We start from the raw sequence: 19,969 nt of genomic DNA, 5'->3' as shown, positions 1-19,969 counted from the left end.
ATTTTAATAGATGAACTTTTTAAATAGATTTTTCAAAAGATCAAATGACCAGGTAACCTGTCCCAGATGCCTTGGTAAGGGCCATGTTGATGAAAATGATATTAAAAGATTAAAGAAAGAAATGCAATGGTTACCCGGCAATTGTGCTTACTGCAATGGTTTGAAAACAGTTGCTGCCGACATGGTGAATACAGTACCGGTAGATCTTACTTACCTCACTACAGAACTGTCGGCCACTGAAAGAAGGAAATTAAAAAGCAATGATCAGAATGCTATGCAACGGGCGAGTGATTTTGATGCTTACATAAATGAGTTCGTTGAGCAGGTTGTTCAATTGTATTTTGTAGAAAATTTAGAGGTTGAGGAAATAGCCGAGCAACTACTGCAACCTAAACCAGTTTCTCCTGGCGAAAATAGCGAGTATCTGCAGGCAAAAACTGAATTGATGGACTATATAGCAAAGATCATTGCACTGAAGAAGAATGGTAATTAATTTGTTGATAAGCCCCTTCACCGGGGCTTTTTCATTTCATTGATCTCAATAAAAAGGAAAATGGGTATCAATATGATTCTTATTAACAATGCATAATTATTATAAATATTGTTTATACCTTAGGGCCTGATTTGTGTCCCTTCTAATCAACCTGATTTTTTAAGAATAGATTCGCTCCCTCATTAATCCATCATTCTTGCCAGCACATCCGTATTAAGATTAATCGTTTCAGGGAAAGTGTATATCACTAATTTCTCCAATCTCCGCATTGAGTAGTGTTAAACAGAGCTGCTTCTTTACAGTATTGCTGTTTGCAAAAAGCACAGGCATTTTATTGTTGAACAGGATCGGCAAGTCATGGCTGTAATGCTATGAAGTGTCGAACAGGTATACCATTGTCTATCTGTTAAACCGATACTATATGTCGTATGATGAAAATGGAAGTTCCCAATATATAATTTACTATATACAACCTGTTGCGCGGGCTCCTGACACCGTTGGAAAGTAATATTCTGCATCAGTACTATTTTTTAACATCAAAAAGTGTTACTTATGAATCATCAACTACTAACGCGCATTATCAGAAACTTGTTATTGCTTCTTGTGCTCAGTTTTTCTATGACGGCTCTTTTTGCCCAAACGATTACTGTTGATGGAGACCCCAAAGACTGGCCTGCAGTATTAAATGGCAGCAACGCCGCTGCCAAAACATTTTTACACGACTCTACCAATTCAAATGATGATCAGTTTACACAGGGCAGCCAGGATGATAACATACTTCCTACTAAATGGCATTGGAATAGAGGTAGTACTAATGATAAGGGCGACATTCAAAACACCGCTGTGGCCCTTATTGGCTCAACGCTGTATTTCTGTGGCGACCGCACTGCCATAAACGGTACCGCCCAGATCGGTTTCTGGTTCTTTTTAAATGATGTGTTCCCAAAACCCGACGGTACATTTAATGGCGACCATAAGGCGGCTAACCTGAGCGCTACCCCGCCGGAGTATGGCGACCTGCTGATACTAAGTAATTTCGTTAATGGTGGCGGTACTGTAGACATTAAAATATATACGTTTCTCGGGTACAGTGGTGGCAAGGCCACTTTTCAATTACTTACAACATCCACTGCTCCGGCAGCTGCGATGGTTAACAGCGCACCAAAAGATGTACCGGACACTGTTGTAACAAAATGGAGTTATCAATCAAAAGGCGGTCCTGTTGGCCTTTATGTTACCGGTTCTTTTTTTGAAGGAAGCGTTGACCTCACCAGGTTGGGTAATTTATGTTTCCAACAATTCTTAATGGAAACCCGGAACTCCGCTGAATTAAGCGCTTCGCAACAAGATATGGCAACTGGCGATTTCGACGTGCTTCCGTCGGTTGACCTTAATGCAACCCTTACAACAGGTTTAACAAAGAGTAATACATCTACAGCAGCCTGTCCGGAACTTTATATTCTCGATGCGCTTCAAATAAAGACTGCCAATGTTGTAGCAACAACAACAGCACAAACCACTACCTTTACGTTTACTTATTCAAGCGGTGGTACTGTGCCTACTACAGAGGCAACTTTCACACCTAATGGGAAGAACGGTACTTTTGAAGTCAAAAGTGCTAATGCTTTCGGTAAAACGTACAGGATCATAGCAACGGCATCAAACGGACTGAACTGCGATGACAAGGATACCATTTGTATTAACGTAACAGGTTCCGCTCCGCCATGTACGGTAACGGGTCCAAACCCGGTTTGTCCAAAGAGTGTTAATACATACATTTATAATCCTGATGGACAACCTGGAGCCGATGCGCTGCCGACAGGCTTCACAGCCGCATGGACGTTGGAAAACAATACTAACAATGCTATTCCGGGAACAACAACCAACACTAATTCGTTTAACGTAACCGCAGCTACGGCATGTAATACTGAATACACCGTTAAACTTGCATTGACTTCTGCAAGCGGTTTTGGTAATACAACCTGCTCGTTGAAAGTTGATGTAAAAGTGAATTCAGTGCTTACACTTTCCGATCCGGATGATAAGAATATTGCATGTGGTGCATCTACCAACCCATTGAATACCGGAACAGCCAGTGCACCAAATAATGGCTGTGGTGTTAAGCTAATGTATATTGATACAGTATACAGAACATGGGTTGCTATTGATGCCTGTGGTAATAAAAAAGAAACAAAACAGGTTATCAGAATCGATACCTGTGTAGTGTCAAATACGCTTCCTGCAAGACAAAGTACTCAGGAAACAATTACATCAGCGCCGGTTACTCTTACCAGTCCAACTACTAAACAACCGGTAAAAACGCTCAACAAGAGCATGCCTGTAGTTGATCCTAAGACTACTGCTGTACCAATAAGCACAGAGTTGCAGGTAAAGGCCTACCCCAATCCTTTCAGTAATACGGTAAACTTCCGCTTTGTTTCACCAATAAGTGGCCGTGCTGTTCTTGAAGTGTTCAATATACAGGGACAACGCGTGGGAATTGCTTTTGATGGAAAGATAGATGCCGGTATTTCAAAAACCGTACAATTCAGCACACGTTTAAGTAATCAGTCACTTATTTACAAACTTAAAGTAGGAGACAGATCAGTTAGAGGTTCAATATTGGAATTAAAGAAGTAAACGTTCCCTGAGGATTTAGAAATAAAAAGAGCTGCTTCGTAAGGGGCAGCTCTTTTTTACGCTTTAATTAATTACAAACAGTTCATAAGCAACGGAACTCAAAAAGGCATAGTCGATCCAAATAAATCCTGCATCACCCCAGCTGGTGCCCCATGAATTCATTGCTTTGAAAGCATGTTTTGAATCATCATAACCAACAATAGCAAGGGCATGTCCTATAATACCCGCTCCTTGTGAATTCCAAATGTAACCCGGGCCTGCGCTGTAAAAATTATTATCGATAACCACTACAGAAGCCAAAGGATGTTTTGCTGCAAGGGAGCTTTTTATCGCCGTTGTATCGGTACCATAAATTATAGAATAAGAACCTATTTTATATTTGGCTGCTTCAGTATTCTGGCTTGTACCAGGCTGCAGGCTGCAACCATTTGCACTGCTATAAGGCATGGTTTGCCAGGTGCAAACACCTTTGTTTGCCATTAATCCAAATGCATCGTACATAGAGGATGAACCGCAACCGCCCACTTCTATCTGATTAAAGATATATTCGGGACTAAAAATATTGCTGGCATTGCTGTAACTGGTTGCATTAGTTCTATAATACTGTTCAATAGACCTTACCGAAGCTGCAGCCCATGCAACGCATGAACCTTCACTGCCCTGGTTGCCGGGAGTTGGCGTTAATAATATATAACTGGCAGGCAGGGTAGCAGGGGGTATTACTGTTGTAGGAGGAGGTGTAATGGTTGTGGTATCTGAAGGTGGGTTGGTGGGGCTGGTAGGTGTTCTCTTTCTTGCACCTTGCTGCTGCTGATAAAACTCCGAAGACATAACAACAGGCAGCTTAGCCAGTTTGGTTGGATCACTAAATGTAACACCTGAGAATTTTGCAGTGGGTTCGGAGTTACTACTGTTTTCAACGGGAGCGGAATCTTTTTTCTGGCAGGCTGTATACATAATTGACAGCCCCAGTGCGGGTAACAGCACCTTCCATAGTTGTACTGACATAGTTTTTCAAAGTTTATTTTGGGTTTCATAAATACTTTCCCTTTCTGTGTATTTACACAGAACACAATAGTGCATTACCATTAGTAATGGAAGGAACTGGTTGCCAGTAAATGATCGGGGGAAAAATAAGCCGGACTAATGATTCTTAGAATGATCTTCTGGTAGTGTAACCGGATTTTTTCTTTGATCTATAACGAGGAATAAGGCGACATAATTGGCGCTATTGGCGCAATCATTATGCCATAAATGATTTTCTATAGTAATGTGTAAATTGATCAAATTATTGAGTGCTATATCATTACATTTTAGAAAACTAATACAGCTATGGAAATAGTCGATAAGCAGGAAGAAGTAGCTATCTGATTACAAACCGCTATTTTTATGCACTGATCTGTAGATAAAGCATTAAAAACTAAGCGGATGAAATCGATAAGAAGAAGACATTTTCCCCGGTCCTTATGCACTTGCATTGTAGTATTATTTATTAGCCATGTGCAGGCTCAAACCACCAAACCATCGCTGATCCCTTACCCGGCTTCACTTACAACCGGCCAGGGTGAATTCATTATTACACCCGGTACAGGCATAGTGTATGACACAAAAGATGGGTTTAATGAGGCATTGGCAGCATTATCAGGCTTTATTCCATCTGGTAAATCGTTACCCAGGCCATCAACTAAAGTGATCGAGCTACAGAAAGATGCTGCTATTACCTCGCCCGAAGGTTATACTATTGCTATTACAGAACAAAAGGCATTACTGAAAGCCGGCACGCCTGCCGGCATGTTCCGCGCAGTACAAACCATAAGACAATTGTTATCGCCCGAAATTGAAAAGAAAGGGGGAGCTGTACAAAGCCTTCGTTTGCCAGCGCTCACCATTACAGATGAACCTGCATACGCCTGGCGTGGCATTCACCTCGATGTATCGCGTCACTTCTTTGCTATTTCATATATAGAAAAGCTCATCGATGCCATGGCTTTGTATAAGCTCAACAAACTACATCTTCATCTTACCGATGACCAGGGCTGGCGTGTTGAAATAAAGAAGTACCCACAGCTTACCGAACAGGGCGCCTGGCGCACTTTCGATAAAAATGATTCGTTCTGTATAAGCAAACAGAAAGAAAACCCCGATATGGCCATAGAGCCAAAGCACATCATTCAACGCAATGGAAAAACATTATACGGCGGATTTTATACCCAGCAACAGTTGAAAGACCTGGTTAAATATGCAGCCGCCCGCTATATAGATATTATTCCCGAAGTTGATATGCCAGGCCATATGATGGCTGCCATACATGCCTTTCCCGAGCTCAGTTGCGAAGGCGGCAGCAAATGGGGCGAACTGTTTTCAACGCCTGTTTGTCCCTGCAAAGAAAGCACGTTTGAATTTGCGCAAAACATCTTTACCGAGATCATGGACATCTTCCCTTCGGAGTTCATTCACCTGGGCGCCGATGAGGTTGACCGCAAAACCTGGGCGCAAAACGGGCTTTGTAAAGAACTAATGCAAAAAGAGGGGTTGAAAGATGTTGCCGAACTGCAAAGCTATTTTGTAAAAAGAATGGAAAAGTTCTTTCATTCAAAAGGAAGAAAACTAATTGGCTGGGACGAAATACTGGAAGGTGGAATAAGCCCAACGGCCAATGTAATGTACTGGCGAAGCTGGGTGCCCGATGCACCGGTTACTGCCGCCCGTAATGGCAATAAAGTTATTATGAGCCCGGGTAACCCATTGTATTTCGATAACCTGCCCGATGCCCATTCCATCTCGAATATATATCATTTTAGTGTAGTGCCCGAAAAACTCACTGCACAGGAAGCTACATTCATTATAGGGGCGCAGGCCAATTTGTGGACGGAACGCGTGCCTTCAGAGAACCGCGCCGATTATTTATATTTTCCCCGTATGCTTTCACTGGCCGAACGGGTTTGGAGCAAACAACTTGATTTCAATTCATTTCAACAACGGCTGCCGGCCCATTACAATCGTTTAGAAGTATTAGGCATTCATTACCGCCTGCCCGACCTGCAGGGCTTTGCCGAAAACAATGTGTTTACCGACCAGGCCGTACTGGATATAAAAAAGCCCTTGCCCAACCTGGTAATTCGATATACTACCAATGGAAGCCTGCCGGTAGCCACATCTCCAACGTTAAGCAAACCACTTGTAATAAAACAACCCGGTACCATAAAGCTGGCTGCTTTTACACCAGGCGGTTTACGGGGCGATATTTATTCGCTCAACTATAAAAAAGAAAAATATCTGGAGCCGGTTATGGTTGCAAATGCTGCAGGCGGGTTAAAAGCCAGCTTCTATAAAAAGTATTTCCTTAATACCATTGGTATGAAGGACAAACAACCCGATAGCCAGTTTGTTGCAGCAAACGCCGCTGTGCCGGTTGGTGTTTCAGCACCATCATTTGGCATGCAATACACCGGGTATATCAATATTCCTGAAACCGGTATTTATAGTTTTTACCTGCTGGTTGATGATGGCGGTGTTTTATATATTGGCGATAAAGAAGTAGTAAATAACGATGGCCAACATGCGCCATTGGAAAAATCGGGACAAATAGCCCTCAGAAAAGGCTTACATCCCTTTAAGCTCAACTTTATTGAAGGCGGCGGCGGTTTTACTTTACAATTAAAATACAGTAAAGGCGCCGGTGCGCCCATAACCATCCCCGATAGTTTCTTCAAACACTAATTGTATTCGCAAAAATAAATGTGCCCCCGCCATTGGCGAAGGGCACATTTATTTTTTTCTGTTTTACACTAAAACTTAGTTGGGAACTTCTACTGTTCCAGCTTAATTTCACCAATATCGGTTGCCTGACCGTCTGCAACTGTAACACCATCTTTCGCGGCATTTTTATAAGGCGGTTTGGCTTCAATAATTACACGATAGGTACCTGGTTTGGCATCGGTAATTTCGAATGTTCCTTTATTGATCTCGGCTTTTAATGTATCAGTAGATGATAAAGCCCATGCTCTAACAGCAGCATCAGCCGGATTCACCGAACCTTTCACTGATCCTGTTCTAACTGCATTAAAAGCAAATAATCCGGCGGCAGCAAATGCAATAGCTGCCATGCTCATCTTGGCATTCTTCATAACTCAACAATTATAGGTTTAACAAAAATGGTTTCTAACACTTCAATATCTAACAAGAACTTCTTCTAATATTAGTAGGGAATGAATTAAGATCTGGTACTGGAGATGTGTTTATTCGTAGACAAGTACTATGCCAGAACAATCAACCAGTTATAAGAAATTATTTTAACATTTTTAGTGCTGGCGGTGGCATAATTATTTAAAAAACACCTGTAGAATTTAATCAACATACAACTAAAAAACAGTAGAAAAACAGTATTTAGGTGTTTATACCAGCCAATAGTGACTAAATGATCGTTTACCGATAAAACGGGGTCACCCATCTATTTTTAAATTCGAAAACCAACATTTTTTATGGATATTACGTATGTAATCGTACGAACGACCTAATATGAAGAGAAAAACTTTACTAAGTCTGATACCCTGTCTTGTATGTTTACTGGTTACTTTAACCCCTGCCAGGGCGCAAGACAGATGCGGATCAATGGAAGTGTTGACGAATAATTTACAAAAGGACCCTTCCCTTAAAGCAAAATTTGAGGCCCAAAAACTACGCGTAAAGCAGGATATCCTCAATAGAAAACTTAAACTTCAGCAGGCAAGGGTAGAAGCCACTACTGTTTACATTCCAATTGTTTTTCACATAGTGCTGCAAAACCCCAATGTTGTTACCGACGCCCAAATACAGGCACAGGTTGATCGGTTGAACCTGGATTATTCAGGAACAAATGCCGATTCAACGAAGATCCCTTCTTTTTTCAAGCCGTTATATGCTAAAACAATTATTCAGTTTAAACTGGCACAACGTAACCCAAACAATGAATCGCATACCGGTATTGAAAGGGTAGTCACTACAAGAGATAATTTCGACCTCAACGATGCCCGGGTTAAATACGCTGCATCTGGTGGCGCCGATGCCTGGGATAATACCCGGTTCTTTAATGTATGGATCACCAATCTGTCGCAAAACTATCTGGGCTATGCCACATTCCCGGGTGGCGGTTTACCGGCAGAAGATGGTGTTGTAGTAACGCCTAATTCTTTGCCCGGAGCTATAGGCGCTTATGGTTTGGGCCGTACATTAGTGCATGAAACGGGTCATTTCTTTAACCTGTTGCACATTTGGGGCGATGATGCTGGTTGCGCCGGCTCCGATGATATTGACGATACACCCAACCAGGGTAACTATACCTCAGGCTGTCCTTCCGGTTCATCGCCCAGAACCGATAATTGTACCACCGGGGGCAATGGCATCATGTATGAGAACTTCATGGATTATACCGACGATGCCTGTATGGTAATGTTCACCCTCGACCAAAAGGACCGCATGGAAACCGCATTGAATGTATACCGTGTTTCGCTAATGACCTCCAATGGTGCCGACCCTGTAGTGGCCTATAACCTCGATGCCGCGGCCAAAAGCATTAACACGCCATTGCAGCGTTTATGCAGCCCTAATTTTTCACCGGTGATCACATTACGCAACACGGGCGCTCAAACCTTAACGGCGGTTACCATACTTGCCAGTATCGATAATGGCGCTGTATCAACTACAAACTGGACGGGCTCATTGGCCTCACTGAAGGAAACGAATGTAACATTGAACCAGTTCACCGTTCAAACTGAAGGTGTTCATACATTAAATGTAGTAATAACAAATGCCAATGGCACGCCCGATGAGAATGTCGCAAACGACGCCATTACATTGAGCTTTCTTTATAATCAGCCACTTTCACCACCGGTAACGCAAAGTTTTGAAGGCGTTGCTTTTCCGCCGGCCGGCTGGGACCTTATAAATGCCGACCAAAGCATTACCTGGGAAAGAGTGACCGGTGTTGGCAAAACCGGTAACGCAGCTGCTGGTATACGGAACTTCGACTATGTGGCCAATGGCCGTGTAGATTACCTGCGCTTACCTGTAGTAAGCCTAGCCAATGTTGATTCGGCCTTTATGACCTTTCAGCTTGCGGCAGCAGTGGTAACCGATCCTAAAACCACCGGAAACCATTTCGATACACTGCAAGTGCTGGTAAGTAAAGATTGTGGCGCCACCTATACCAGCCTGTACAAAAAAGCAGGCAGCGATCTTATTACCCATAGCGAGCCCCTTTCTACTGCTTTTAAACCAACGGCCGATGAATGGCGTAAAGATTCGGTGAACCTTACGTCTTACATTAATACCGGACAAATTTTACTGGCTTTTGCCAATACCACCGGTCACGAGAATAATATTTATATCGATGATGTTAATGTATACAGTGTAGCCATAAATCCGGTACTAAAAACAAAAGGATTTATGATAACGCCCAACCCAACTACCGATAGGATCAATGTTCAGTTCTTCCCCCACGCAGCATATGTAAAAGGTATTAATATTTTTAACAGTACCGGTCAGCGGGTTGCTTCGCTGATAATAAATGCCTCAGGCAGCACCAGCTATGGCTTCGATATGAGCAGGTACGCCAGTGGCGTATACATGGTACAGGTAGTGTTGGGTGATAAAGTGGTTACACAAAAAGTGATAAAAAGATAGTTACCAGTTACCGGGTTCCGGTTACCAGGTGCCGGCACCCGGTAACTGGTAACCGGAACTATATCTTCCTAACTTCCATGTTCCCGTTATTCAGTACTACAGCATTATTAATACAGGAAGGCAGGTCCTTACTATAATGACTTACATACAGCAACGTAGTATTGAACGTTTTGCAAAGCTGGTCTATCAAAAGCTTAAAATAACTTATCTGCTCTTCATCGAGTCCCTGGCAGGGTTCATCTAATATAAGCAATGGCGGGTTTTTTACCAGCGCCCGTGCCAGTAACACCATACGTTGCTGACCCAGCGATAATTGAAAAAGAGGCCGGTGTTGTACAGCCTGTAATTGTAATAAAGCTATCCACGATTGTACCTGCTCTTTTTGTTGGGTAGTCATTATTTTAAACAATCCAATGGTATCGAACAAACCAGAGGCAATTACATCAAAACAGGAGGTGCCCCGGTCGAAGTATAAATGCAGTTCGGGCGAAACAAAACCAATACGTCGTTTAATATCCCAAATGCTTTCACCGCTTCCCCGTCGTTTATCAAACAGGTACAGCTCGTTGGCATAGGCTTGCGGGTTATCGGCCGTTACCAGGCTAAGCAGGGTGCTTTTACCAGCGCCGTTGGGCCCTGAAATGCTCCAGCATTCGCCTTTCTTTACTTCCCAGTTTATCTTATTCAGAATTACTTTTTCACCATATTGAATGGTTACGTTCACCATTTTTACTGCTGTATCAAAATGGTTACTATCACCCGATGATCTTAATTTATTAATGATCTCGGCCGGTAGCGTGGGGGCAGTACTTGTGGTGGCAATGGCTGCATCCTGCCTTTCACCTGCTTTCATCAACTTTCCGTTTTCCAGTACGGCCACATGGGTAATACATTCCGGCAGGTCTAGCGGTGGCGTAATAAGTATAATGGTAATGCCGCTGGCCGCAATAGAATCGATGATGCGGTGCAGGGTTTGCCGGCCTTCCACATCGAGCCCCACAAACGGGTTATCCATAATAAGCACGGCGGGGTCAAGGAACAGGGCCTTGGCCAGTTGCAGGCGTTTATTTTCTCCATTCGAAAGCTGTATCAGTGGCTCCTGCAGCACGTGGGTGAGGTGCAATTGTTCTATCCAATTTGTATTGGGTGCAGCATCAATTAACGGCTGCAATTCTTCCTGAACCGTAATGGTGTCCTCCGAATCGGATGAATTATATCGCTGCTGATAATAGAAATCGCTTGTATTTGAGCGGTTTTTGAAATGATGTTGCTGTTCAATAAGCAGTATACGATTGGCGTGGCTATGCTGCGGCAAATGCCAGGTAACTGAACCGCCATGGAATAGCCGGCCCGAAATGGCCTGGGCCAGGGTGGTTTTGCCACTGCCCGATTTACCCACGATTGCCCATTGTTCGCCGGGCTGAATGGTAAGATTGATGTTTTTTATAATATCAATGTTGTTCAGGGTCACCGAAACATCGGTTAGTTGGGCCAATGCTATACTCATATGGATCAAATTATGGAATCGACTGCAACTTAAGTATTTATGCCGTTGAAAATAATGGTAGGCGAGTAGCCGGCTGTATTTTAACCGCTATTAAATAAAGGATAACTGCCAGTGCTCCCTCAGTTATACCAGGTATGCAGGCAGAACTAATAATAGCTCGTATAGCGATATTACCATGTTGATTTACAATTGTTAGCAACATATACCATAGATATTCCCACTCTAATAAGAGAGGGGATATATATGGGTTATCTACGGAATATATACGGGATATCTAGGGAATATCTCTTTTTTTGCTATGTAATAAAGTAGGTGTTACCCATAATTATTCGTGGGCTAACCGGCGTTTGGCACCTGGGTGCATAGTCGTATGGTTTGGCAGGGAATTTTTGTCACGCAGAAAGTAGGGCGGGTGTAAAATTTTTCCGGTTGTTTTTTGTAACGAGTAAATTATATTTGTTTTTAGTTAATAATCAATAATTTATGCGGCCGGGAAGATCCTTTTTCCAAAGTTTCGTTAAGGTGCCGGGCGCTGATTTTTTCCTTTTTCCACATTAGTTAATAATTCTGTCAAAAAACGATATCCGTCATTTGGCTATATTTGCCCGTTCAGGCGTTTTTGGTGTACGTTTTGCACACAGGGTGCGGCTGTTCCGAATATTCCGGTTCTCAACTGGATAATAGCGTGAAAATGAATAATGTATAAACGGGTGGCCGATCGTGGACAAAAACTAAAAACCGGCTGAATAGCGAATAAAGCGCTGAAGGGAGTGACACAACGGAAGCTGAAAGTAGTACTTAAGCTGGTGATATAATAGAAAATAAGCATTTGAGGTGTAAGGACTCAAACTATACTCAAAACTCAGAACTTAGAAGAATCCGTATAAACATGGCAAAGACAGAAAAAGACAACTTGTTTGATTATACCGAAGACTCGATACGATCGCTCGACTGGCGTGAGCATATTCGCCTGCGTCCGGGTATGTATATCGGTAAGCTGGGCGATGGTTCAAGCCCCGATGACGGTATTTACGTTTTGATCAAGGAAGTGATTGATAACTGTATTGACGAGTATACCATGGGTCATGGTAAACAGGTTGATATTGATATCAGTGAAAAATCGGTTACTGTACGTGACTATGGTCGTGGTATTCCGCTGGGTAAAGTGGTAGAGGTGGTGAGCAAGATAAATACCGGCGCCAAATACGACAGCAAGGCATTCCAAAAAAGCGTTGGTTTGAACGGGGTAGGTACCAAAGCGGTGAACGCCCTGAGTACCTATTTTAAAGTGACCGCTTTTCGCGAAGGCAAGGAAAAAACGGCCGAGTTTGAGCGCGGTGTTCTTACCAAAGAACATAAAGAAAATAAAACAACTGAAAGTAATGGTACGCTGGTTACTTTCATTCCCGATGAAACGGTATTCAAGAACTTTCATTACATACATGAATACCTCGAGAGCCAGATCTGGAACTACTGTTACCTCAACGCCGGGTTAACCATTAACTTCAACGGCAAGAAGTTCGTTAGTAAAAATGGTTTGCTCGATCTGTTGCAGCGTAAAACAAACGAAGATGAACTGCGCTATCCCATCATTCACCTTAAAGGCGAAGATATTGAGGTAGCCCTCACCCACGAGAACCAGTATGGTGAAGAATACTATTCATTTGTAAACGGTCAGTATACAACCCAGGGTGGTACCCACCTCGCAGCCTTCCGTGAGGCGGTGGTGAAAACCCTGCGCGATTTTTATAAAAAAGATTACGACGCGGCCGACATTCGCGCCAGCATTTGTGCGGCGGTTTCGGTGCGTGTGCAGGAACCCGTTTTTGAATCGCAAACAAAAACCAAACTGGGTTCACAGGTAGTGTATGAAGGCGGCCCCTCCATGCGCAACTTTGTAGGCGAGTTTATGTCGAAAGAACTGGACAACTATTTGCACCGTAACTCAACGGTAGCCGATGCGTTGAAGAAAAGAATTGAGCAAAGCGAGCGCGAGCGTAAAGAACTGGCCGGTATTAAAAAGCTGGCGAATGAGCGCGCTAAGAAGGCCAATCTGCACAATCGCAAATTGCGCGATTGTCGTTACCACCTGAACGATGAGCCAACCGGCAAGGATAAAGAAACCATAATTGAAAAGCAAAAGGAGAGCACCATCTTCATTACCGAGGGTGACTCTGCAAGCGGTTCCATAACCAAATCGCGCAACGTTGAAACGCAAGCCGTATTCAGTTTGCGCGGTAAGCCTTTGAACTGTTTTGCTTTAACAAAGAAAGTGGTGTACGAGAATGAAGAGTTCAACCTGTTACAACACGCTTTAAATATTGAAGAAGGGTACGAAGGACTGCGTTACAATAATATTGTAATTGCTACCGATGCCGATGTGGATGGTATGCACATCCGTTTGTTGATGATGACCTTCTTCCTGCAGTTCTTCCCCGACCTGGTAAAGAACGGTCACGTTTATATTCTGGAAACGCCACTGTTTCGTGTACGCGATAAAAAACAAACCTTTTATTGCTACGATGAGGTAGAAAAACAGGCGGCTATCAAAAAGCTGGGCGGCAAACCCGAGATCACCCGTTTTAAAGGATTGGGAGAAATTTCACCTGAAGAGTTTGCACGGTTTATTGGTCCGGAAATGCGCAAATTACCAGTGATCATTGAGCAGGGCGAGCACGTACAGCAATTGTTGGAATACTACATGGGTAAGAACACCCAGGAGCGCCAGGAGTTCATTATCGATAACCTGCGCGTAGAGCTTGATTTGGTAGATGAGACGGAGGAGAAGAAAGCTTAATGGTAAATAACTATCGATAGAGGTCTTATGTATGAGTTACAGGTTACAAGTTTCAGGTTACAGGGAAATACAAAATACAGTTACCGGTTACCGGGGAATACAAAATACCGGGTGCCGGGAAGGAAAACTGAAAACAGCAGGTCGCCTCGAATTAAAGCCCTGCAACTTGTACCTTGAAACCTGTAACAGATATTTAGAAGTTACAATGCTTTTTATTTAGTAGAAAGATTAAAAGGATCGCCATGATTCACATAGTTTTTAACGAACCCGACGTAGAAGTATTAAAGAAAGCCATTGAGCTGGATGAAACATTACAGGGTGATGTTATTCAAATAAAAGACGATTACGCGGTTGGACCGATAAAAGATATTTACAGCGACGAAGGCATTGAAGCCCGCAAACAATGGTGGCGCGAAGTACTGGCCGGTACCGAAATACAAATGACAATAGATACCGGTGAAGTAGATGATATGAAGACCGTTGTTGACCTCATTGTTCAACTGGCCATGAACCCCGATGAGAAGGTTTACATTTGGGCGGCACAAAATAAACATGATGTAAGCGGTTATTACTGGCTTATGAGCCAGTTAAAAGATTTTCAGGGAAGATTATACATCCTGTACCTGAATAACCTGCCATTCATTAATGAAAAAGGGCTGATCTTTTATCCCGAATGGTTAAGCCATATTCCACCAAAGGAATTTTTAAAAGCCAAAAAACTGGCCCGCCCCATTACGCTGAGTGAGTTTGAAGTTGACCCCGATGAGTGGACACGCCTGCAGAACGAAGAAAAAGGCGTTCGCTTACTGGAAGGTGGTAAAAAGCTGGGACAAAAAGATTACGACTTTTACGACGAGGAATTAAAGAAATACATTACCAACGATTGGCAAAAGGCCAGCAAGATCATCAATAACTTTCTTAACAAAAGCAAACAAACTACGGGCGACGCCTATATGCTGTGGCGCCTGAAGCAATTGTTGGCTGGTGGTAACTACGATGTGCAGGGAGAGTTAAAGGGAATGAAAGATTTTGAAGTAAAAGCTAAATCGGCCCAGGCTGCTGCCGTAACGGAAGAAGCCCCGCAATAAAGTTAACAGGTTGAAAAGTTGACAAGTTAACACGACTTGTCGTGGTAAGCCAAAGAACTAAAAACCAAGAACTAAGAACTAATAGATGGCAAAGAGCAAAGACAATAGTTTTTTACAGCAACACAACGATTCGGGCGTAACCGGTCAATACAAAACCTGGTTCCTTGATTATGCCTCGTATGTGATCCTTGAAAGAGCCGTGCCGGCCGTTGAAGATGGTTTAAAACCTGTGCAACGCCGTATCCTCTACGCTATGAAAGAAATGGATGATGGCCGTTTTAACAAAGTGGCCAACATCATTGGGCAAAGTATGCAATACCACCCGCATGGCGACGCCAGTATTGGTGATGCATTGGTTAACATGGGACAAAAAGACCTGTTAATTGAAACGCAGGGTAACTGGGGCGATGTGCGTACCGGTGATGATGCTGCTGCTCCCCGTTATATTGAAGCAAGGCTAAGCCGCTTTGCATTGGATGTTGCCTTTAACGCCAAAACCACCGAATGGGCTGTTAGCTACGACGGTCGTAAGAACGAGCCGGTAACGCTGCCCATGAAGTTCCCTTTACTGCTGGCGCATGGCGCTGAAGGTATTGCGGTAGGTTTGGCCACCAAAATATTACCACACAACTTTTGTGAAATATTAGAAGCCGCCATTAAATACCTGCGCGGAAAGAAATTCGAGTTGTATCCCGATTTTCAAACCGCCGGTATGATTGACGTTACCAATTACAATGAAGGTAAACGGGGCGGTAAAGTACGTGTACGTGCACGTATTGAAGAAGTTGATAAAAAAACACTGGCTATTCGCGACGTTCCATACGGCGTTACTACTACCGCGCTTATGGACTCCATTGTGAAAGCAAACGACCAGGGTAAGATCAAGATCAAAAAGGTGACCGATAACACGGCTGCTGATGTAGAAGTACTGATTGACCTGGCGCCTGGTATTTCGCCCGATATTACCATCGATGCGTTGTATGCCTTCACCGATTGCGAAGTGAGCATTTCGCCCAACGCCTGCGTTATCGTTGATAAAAAGCCAACCTTCATTGGTGTAAATGAACTGTTGCGCATTTCTGCGGAAAACACCAAAGAGCTGTTGAAGCGCGAGCTTGAAATAAAGCTGGCCGAACTGCAGGAGAAATGGCATTACACGTCATTGGAAAAGATCTTCTTCGAAGAAAAGATCTATAAAGAACTGGAAAAACGGTACGCTACCTGGGAGAAAGTGCTGGATGGCATTCAGGAAGCATTTAAACCTTTCCGCAAACAGCTTCGCCGCGATATTACGCGCGAGGATGTTGTAAAGCTTACCGAAAAACCGGTCCGCCGCATTTACAAACTCGATATTGAAGAGCTGGATGCACAAATAAAAGGGCTCGATAAAGAAATAAAACAGGTAAAGCACGACCTGAACAACCTGGTTGATTTTGCCGTTGCTTATTACGAGAACCTGTTACAGAAATATGGTAAAGGCCGTGAGCGTAAAACCGAGATCAAACTGTTTGAAGCCATTCAGGCAAAACAGGTTGCTATTGCCAATACCAAAATATATGTGAACCGTGCCGATGGTTTTATTGGTAGCGGTTTAAAGAAAGATGAATTTGTTGCCGATTGTTCTTCACTCGATGATATCATTGCATTTACCCGTTCCGGTAAAATGAAAATAGTGAAGGTGAGTGATAAAGCCTTTATAGGTAAAGACATCATTCACGTTGCTGTGTTCCAGAAGAACGACGAGCGTACCACATACAATATGATCTATGTGGATTCAAAAACAGGTGTTACTTACGCCAAACGTTTTAACGTAACCGGTATTACCCGCGATAAAGAATACGATCTTACCAATAAAGGTTCGGAAAAAAGTAAAGTGCATTACTTCAGCGCGAACCCTAATGGCGAAGCAGAGGTAGTGAAGGTTATTCTGGACCCCAACAGTACGGCTCGTAAAAAAGAATTTGATTTCTATTTTGAAGAGCTGGAGATCAAGGCCCGCCAGAGTTTGGGTAACCAGGTTACCAAGTTCAGGGTAAAAGCAGTGAAATTTAAAGAAGCCGGTAAATCAACCCTCGGTGGCAGAAAGTTCTGGTTCGATGATCAGTTTGGTCGTTTAAGTAATGAAGCGAAAGGACAATACCTCGGTAGCTTCCAGTCTGAAGACAAGATACTGGTAGTGTACAGCGATGGTAACTACGAGATCACCGACCAGGAACTGACGCAGAAGTTCGATATTGAGAAAGTGATGAAGATAGAGAAGTTCGATCCCGAAAAAGTGGTTACTGCCATTTACCTCGATAACGATAAACAGCAGTTCAATGCAAAACGTTTCAAGATCGAAACCTCTACCTTGCGTAATAAGTTCATGCTGATAAAAGAAGGCGATGGCAACTATCTGGCTGCCGTAACCACACATCCTGAGCCGGTTGTTCAAATAAAAACGGGCCGGGGCGCACAGGTTCGCACACAGAAGATCAAGATCGCCGAAATGGTAGAAGTGATGGGCTGGAAAACAGTGGGTACCAAACTGGCCGACTTTAGCAAGAGCACCGAATTTGAATGGATTATGAAAGAACAAAAAGAAGATCCGGAGCAACCGGAATTGTTCTAGTAGTAAAATGATAATAAAAATCCCGCGACAAAGTCGCGGGATTTTTATTTGTATTCCATTAGCACATTAGCAAATTATCACATTAGCTAATTGGTATTTAGTGTCTGGATATTCGTTTTTTGATCCTTACTGTGGCATTTTGCGTATAAGAGCTGGAAAGAAATACTTCGAACCGCGAAATACCGTCGGTAACAACCATCAATGCCGTATTGGGTGGAATTTTACCGAGGTTCTCGGCAAAAAGGCTTACTTCATTTACATCTTTGCTGTTATCGAGTGTAAGATAAAGGTTTAAAGCGCGGGCGGTTAACTCCTGATGAGCCAATACGGGTTTACCATTGAGGAAAACGGTAACCGTATCGCCATCTATTTCGCCGTTATCGTACAGGCTGATGCGAATAGAGTCGCTGGTAATTTCCAGGTCTTTTATATAAATGATCTTTCTGCGGGTAAATTGTGCCAGCAGGTTTCTTTCGTTGTAATTAATAGCGCTATCGGTGATCTTTTCCGGCGCAATAGACATAGTGGTGGGGGTGGGGCTTCCGGTTACTACAGGTGCAGCGGTAGCGCTGCTTACCACCACATCTTCCCGTTGCGGCATCCAGAATTTTTTACCTACAATGCTGCTGCTAAGCATGCTATCGAGGTTTTTGGTGGCCACGTCCATAGTGAAGCTTGCCCGCATTTCGGGACAGGTATATTTGTATTTATCTATTGTAACAAATGAACCGCTCATAGAGCTTTTAACCTGGCTTACCCGCAATATGCCTTCAAAGGTCATCATACATTCGGCGCCGTTTTGGGCCGAAGAAGATTGATAAAAGATCATGGGAAGGCCTTTGATACGTACGGCCCTGGTTTCCTGGTTATAAGAGCCGCGAACAAAAAAGCTTTGGTAGGTATCTTTAAAGTAATAGCCAAAAACACCTTCTACTTCATTGCCTCTTTGTTTTAATACCAGTTCGGTGAGATAGTTGTTGTACATCCCCTGAACCACAACATCTGCCTTACCATACCAGGAACCCGATATAGATTGGGAAAAAACAAACCTTCCGGTTAGTACTAACGAGAGAACCAAAATAATGCGTAGCATATGTTAATTTAAGTAGAAAAATCAAGCCATGCAATTAATTGCATAATCCCTTAATATGAACTGAACCCGTTAAGTTTAACAATTTGGGCACTTAACGCTTTGTACGGCTTATGGCTTGTTTTCGGGTGGGTGTTTTTCAAGGGGATGGAGTACGGTAAGTACAAAAATATATCGCAGTTTCCAATTCTCAGAGTAATTGGCCCCTCTGTGGAAAATATATTTTTTCTAATGAGTTAGTGTTTTTGTAAAAAGGTCGCAATCAGCAGAGTAGGGAGCTGTTTTGGGTGAATGGTCAATGGTGAATAACTGCAAAGGCAATCGTGAAACGTGAAACGGCAAACGTGAAAGGAATACAGCCGAAAGCTGTAAGCCAAAAGCCTAAAGCAAATACAGAATACAGCACCCAGCCTAAAGCGAGGCCTGCAAAAAATAGCGGGTTCCGAAATAAAGAACTATGAACTGAGAACTGAACAACTGAACAACTCATACAAGTCAACAAGTTACCCGGTTAACCAAATAACTTACTTAATATACCTTTTTAACTCACGATCATTATCCCGTTGCTTAATCGTCTCACGCTTATCATATTGTTTCTTACCCTTGCCCAAACCGATCTCTATTTTGATCAGTCTTTTGTCATTGAAGAAAATGCGCAGGGGAATAATAGTGTAGCCTTTTTCTTTGATCTTGGCTTCCAGTTTTGCCAGTTCTCTTTTTTTCAGCAGTAGTTTTCTGTCTCGCAGCGGATCGTGGTTATTAGTTGTGCCGTGTGAGTATTCAGAAATATGCATGCTTTTGAGCCAAAGCTCGCCTTTATTGAAAATGCAATAACTATCGTTAAAGCTGGCGCGGCCGTCGCGTAATGATTTAACCTCGGTCCCAAGCAATACCATACCCGCATCGTATTTATCGTCGATGAAATAATCATGGTAAGCCGAGCGGTTCTTGATATCAGCCATAAAAAACGAAGTAGGAGGTAGGAAGTATGAAGTAAGAAGTATGGTGCAAGTAGTCAAATAACTGAAATGTAGGGTTCTTCCTACATCTTACATCATACGTCTTACTTCTGTTCCTATTATG

At 43.0% G+C, this 19,969-nt stretch carries 12 protein-coding genes; 7 read left to right on the top strand and 5 right to left on the bottom strand.

Annotated elements, in window-relative coordinates:
• The first annotated feature begins 10 nt into the window (after positions 1 to 10).
• Both GGD38_RS03590 and GGD38_RS03585 read left to right on the top strand, forming a co-directional pair.
• Entirely contained in the window at positions 11 to 493 is a 483-nt protein-coding gene (locus GGD38_RS03590) for a hypothetical protein (RefSeq protein ID WP_375299396.1), read from the top strand.
• A gap of 552 nt (positions 494 to 1,045) precedes the next feature.
• Positions 1,046 to 3,133: a hypothetical protein gene (locus GGD38_RS03585; RefSeq protein WP_375299397.1), complete on the top strand. Its 2,088-nt coding sequence runs from the start codon at positions 1,046 to 1,048 to the stop codon at positions 3,131 to 3,133.
• 63 nt (positions 3,134 to 3,196) lie between these two features.
• Here GGD38_RS03585 and GGD38_RS03580 read toward each other — a convergent pair whose 3' ends face one another.
• A complete protein-coding gene (locus GGD38_RS03580) occupies positions 3,197 to 4,141 on the bottom strand; it encodes a C1 family peptidase (RefSeq protein WP_375299398.1) in 945 nt (314 codons plus the stop codon).
• Positions 4,142 to 4,561: 420 nt separating this feature from the next.
• Between GGD38_RS03580 and GGD38_RS03575 the strand changes: the two genes are divergently transcribed.
• A complete protein-coding gene (locus GGD38_RS03575) occupies positions 4,562 to 6,853 on the top strand; it encodes a family 20 glycosylhydrolase (RefSeq protein ID WP_375299399.1) in 2,292 nt (763 codons plus the stop codon).
• Between the two features lie 89 nt (positions 6,854 to 6,942).
• On the opposite strand, the gene GGD38_RS03570 is transcribed toward GGD38_RS03575, so the two are convergent.
• Positions 6,943 to 7,260 (bottom strand): carboxypeptidase regulatory-like domain-containing protein, encoded by a 318-nt coding sequence (locus GGD38_RS03570; RefSeq protein ID WP_375299400.1) that lies wholly within the window; start codon positions 7,258 to 7,260, stop codon positions 6,943 to 6,945.
• 391 nt (positions 7,261 to 7,651) lie between these two features.
• Between GGD38_RS03570 and GGD38_RS03565 the strand changes: the two genes are divergently transcribed.
• Complete coding sequence (locus GGD38_RS03565; RefSeq protein WP_375299401.1) at positions 7,652 to 9,793, top strand: M43 family zinc metalloprotease; 2,142 nt, start codon at positions 7,652 to 7,654, stop codon at positions 9,791 to 9,793.
• Between the two features lie 58 nt (positions 9,794 to 9,851).
• Here GGD38_RS03565 and GGD38_RS03560 read toward each other — a convergent pair whose 3' ends face one another.
• Positions 9,852 to 11,300, bottom strand: a complete 1,449-nt coding sequence (locus GGD38_RS03560) for an ATP-binding cassette domain-containing protein (RefSeq protein WP_375299402.1) — start codon at positions 11,298 to 11,300, stop codon at positions 9,852 to 9,854.
• An 889-nt stretch (positions 11,301 to 12,189) separates the two neighbouring features.
• On the opposite strand from GGD38_RS03560, the gene GGD38_RS03555 reads away from it, so the two are divergent.
• From GGD38_RS03555 to GGD38_RS03545, 3 genes are all read left to right on the top strand, one after another.
• Positions 12,190 to 14,097: a DNA topoisomerase IV subunit B gene (locus tag GGD38_RS03555; protein WP_375299403.1), complete on the top strand. Its 1,908-nt coding sequence runs from the start codon at positions 12,190 to 12,192 to the stop codon at positions 14,095 to 14,097.
• Positions 14,098 to 14,339: 242 nt separating this feature from the next.
• Positions 14,340 to 15,185, top strand: a complete 846-nt coding sequence (locus GGD38_RS03550; RefSeq protein WP_375299404.1) for a DUF1835 domain-containing protein — start codon at positions 14,340 to 14,342, stop codon at positions 15,183 to 15,185.
• Positions 15,186 to 15,270: 85 nt separating this feature from the next.
• Positions 15,271 to 17,796, top strand: coding sequence for a DNA gyrase/topoisomerase IV subunit A (locus tag GGD38_RS03545; protein ID WP_375299405.1), 2,526 nt, complete (start codon positions 15,271 to 15,273; stop codon positions 17,794 to 17,796).
• Between the two features lie 97 nt (positions 17,797 to 17,893).
• Here GGD38_RS03545 and GGD38_RS03540 read toward each other — a convergent pair whose 3' ends face one another.
• Together GGD38_RS03540 and smpB are read right to left on the bottom strand one after the other, a co-directional pair.
• Positions 17,894 to 18,889, bottom strand: coding sequence for a hypothetical protein (locus tag GGD38_RS03540; RefSeq protein WP_375299406.1), 996 nt, complete (start codon positions 18,887 to 18,889; stop codon positions 17,894 to 17,896).
• A gap of 521 nt (positions 18,890 to 19,410) precedes the next feature.
• Positions 19,411 to 19,848, bottom strand: a complete 438-nt coding sequence (gene smpB, locus GGD38_RS03535) for an SsrA-binding protein SmpB (protein WP_375299407.1) — start codon at positions 19,846 to 19,848, stop codon at positions 19,411 to 19,413.
• Positions 19,849 to 19,969: the final 121 nt, after the last annotated feature.

It is taken from the genome of Niastella sp. OAS944 (genome assembly GCA_024809215.1).
In the GTDB taxonomy this organism is placed as follows: Bacteria; Bacteroidota; Bacteroidia; order Chitinophagales; family Chitinophagaceae; genus Niastella.
This window is presented reverse-complemented; position numbering and strand designations above follow the sequence as displayed.